Origin of the sequence: Streptomyces sp. NPDC057474, from assembly GCF_042802555.1 — a bacterium.
GTDB lineage: Bacteria > Actinomycetota > Actinomycetes > Streptomycetales > Streptomycetaceae > Streptomyces.
The window spans coordinates 1-2,349 of record NZ_JBHVDX010000467.1; the positions used below are offsets into that span (position 1 = coordinate 1).

The window sequence follows — 2,349 nt, forward strand, 5'->3', positions numbered from 1 at the left end:
TTGACGGTCCGCCGACTCCGTCGGCGGACCGTTTCGCCTTCGGTGGCTGAGGGTGGGCAGGTTGACGGCCCGGCTCTCGCGTCGGGTGGGCGCCGGGTTCCACTTCGCCGGTTCGGTGGTGGGGTTGTCGGGATGGTCGAAGTGGCTGGTCAGCCGGGGTTCGGGAGGATGTGGAGCCTGGCGATCGCGTGAGTGATGACGTCGGTCCAGGGCCATCGGCCGGTGAAGCGCAGCCAGTGGCGGCGGCCGGTGTTCACGAACTGAGCGGCGGCGGAGAACAGCCGCAGGCGGAGCTTTTTGGGCTCCCAGCGGCGGGTCTTGCCGGTCAGGGCGAGCATGGGCATCCAGGCGAGGAGGTCGAGTGCGAGGGAGACGATCTCCAGCCAGATCCGGTTCTGGGCCGTGTCGTGCAGGGGAAGATTCCGCAGACCGGTGTCGCGGGCGCCTCGGATGCGGTCCTCGCAGCGTGCCCGTCTGCGGTGACGCAGTTCGAGGTCGGCGAGCTGGCCGCCTTTGGTGTTGGTCGCGAAGCAGGTCAGCCGCAGCCCGTCGAGGTCGGTGAAGCGCAACTGGGCGCCGGGGTGCGGCCGTTCCTTGCGGACGACCAGCCGCATCCCCTTCGGCCAGGTGCTCAGGTCGGGTATGTCGGTGATCTCGGCGACCCAGGCGCCGGGCCGCTCGGTGCCGCCCGCGTCGTAAGCCGGCGTCCACGCCTTCTTCGGTATCTTCAGGACAGCTTGGTGGATGGCGTCGGTGATGGTCATTCCGACGGAATACGACAGCCACCGGCCGGGCCTGGAGAGCCAGTTGAGGAAGGTATGGGTGCCGCCGGCGGAGTCGGTGCGGATCAGCGTCTGCCGTCCCCGTCGCAGGGCTGTGGGCAGTTGCGCCAAAGCGAGTTGGGCGGTTTCGATGTGGTCGGCGGCGGTGTTGGAGCCTGCGTTGCCGGGCCGCAGCAGCGCGGCCACCGGCTCTCCGGACCCGGCTGGGCGGTGGTCGACGAACGCGACGAGCGGATGGTGGCCGAAGGTCTTCTTCCAGGTCGCGGTGGCGTCCTGCTTCTCGGAGTGCGCAAGGACCAGCACCCCGTCGATGTCCACGATCACGCTGCCATCGGCGGCCGGGCCGTCCGCACCGGCAACTCCCACACCCGCGACCGAACTGCGGCTCGCGCCGTGCGGATCGCGGTGAGCGACTTCGGCCCGGCTGCGGCGAGGGCGTCGATGAGCCGGGAGACCGTGGGGTCCGATGCCACCGGTCCGAACACGTCCGGCTCGGCCCGCAGCATGGCGACATCGGCCAGGCAGTCCCCGCCCAGAGCCGTTGCGAGCGCGACATCCAGCAGGACCTTGCCCGGGTCGTGCACTGCCCGCGGCTTGCGCCACGGCGCCAGCGCCGCCGATATTGCGGTGTCCAGGCCCACCTTGCGGACCGTCTCGACCAGCAGCACGGCCCCGGCCTGCGAGACCGCCCCGCTGCCACCGCCCTCGACGCGGACACGCGGGTACCACCCGATACGCTTGCTCACCTGGAGAGTGCTTCTTTCCGTGCAGCCAACAGGACCCTAGACAAGTCCCATCGTTGCAGGTCAGGAGCACTCTCCGCTTATTTGATCAAGACGTGGACGAGCACGCCCATGAAAGCCCGAGGCTGATGAGATCTCCCTGACCGCGGGCATCACGTCGCTGCCTGTCGCCGCGGAGGTCCGTGACGGCTACAAGCGGGAGCTCTATCCGCACTGGAAGGACGACGACAAGAACGGCTGCAACGCCGACAAGGAGGTTCTGATCGCGGAGGCAATCGAGGCCCCGACGGTCGGCGCCGGCTGCAAGCTCACCGGAGGGGTGTGGCACTCCTACTATGACGACACCCTCATCGAGGGCGCCGGCCCCGGTCGGATCGATATCGACCACCTGGTCCCGCTGGCCGAAGCCCACGATTCCGGCGCCTACGGCTGGACAACCGAGAAACGCCGCCGATACGCCAACGACCTCGGATCCGCGATCAGCCTGATCGCCGTCAGCGCCCGCTCCAACCGGCAGAAGTCCGACCAGGACCCCAGCACCTCGATGCCTATCCCATCCGTGCACTGCCGGTACCTCGGCGAATGGGTGGCGACGAAGAAGCGGTGGAGCCTGACGGTCGGCCCGGCCGAGCGCGAGGCCCTGCTGCGCTACGCCGCCGACTGCCCGGACACCACCCTCACCTACGAGCTCGCGACGTAGCCCAGCTGCGGCCGCACACATGCGCAACGGAAGCGGGGGTGGGGGGGGGCCCGGGGGTTATACCGCCGCCGCCAGCACGGCCCCCGCGGCGGCGCCCGCCCCCGCCAGAGGTGGGCGCTGCGCA

General features: G+C 69.7%; 1 protein-coding gene and 1 pseudogene. One reads left to right on the forward strand and one right to left on the reverse strand.

Annotation, left to right across the window (positions count from 1 at the left end; translation table 11 throughout):
• Positions 1-149: 149 nt before the first annotated feature.
• A pseudogene (locus tag ACFU53_RS47745) lies at positions 150-1,528 on the reverse strand (IS1380 family transposase).
• 316 nt (positions 1,529-1,844) lie between these two features.
• Here ACFU53_RS47745 and ACFU53_RS47750 point away from each other — a divergent pair.
• Positions 1,845-2,225 carry an HNH endonuclease family protein gene (locus ACFU53_RS47750; RefSeq protein ID WP_384006868.1) on the forward strand — a complete coding sequence of 127 codons (381 nt, stop codon included), beginning with the start codon at positions 1,845-1,847 and terminating at the stop codon, positions 2,223-2,225.
• Positions 2,226-2,349 lie beyond the last annotated feature (124 nt).